The organism is Thermus sp. FJN-A, from assembly GCF_054655095.1.
The window spans coordinates 1-236 of sequence record NZ_BAAHSC010000334.1 but is presented as its reverse complement, the minus strand read 5'-3'; the positions used below and the strand labels follow the sequence as shown (position 1 = coordinate 236).

General features: G+C 59.3%; 1 pseudogene. It reads left to right on the top strand.

The window, feature by feature from the left end:
- A pseudogene (locus ACYQ0J_RS13970) lies at positions 1–223 on the top strand (IS982 family transposase); the annotation flags it as partial.
- Positions 224–236 lie beyond the last annotated feature (13 nt).

The following is a 236-nucleotide window of genomic DNA, read 5'->3' as shown; positions in this document are numbered from 1 at the left end:
TGTTCCCATGGTCATCCGCAGGAGGAACAGCCGGCGGTATCTCCCTTGGATGCAGTACCTGGCCATCGTGGGGCGGAGGGTGGTGGAGACGGTGGGGAGCATGCTCCATCACCTCTTCCCCAGGCGCATCCACGCCGTGACCCAGGAGGGTTTCGTCATCAAAGTTCTCACCTTCGTCCTGGCCCATAACATCAGTCTCCTGACCCAGAAGATGGCTGGGTAGCAACTTGGGTTAT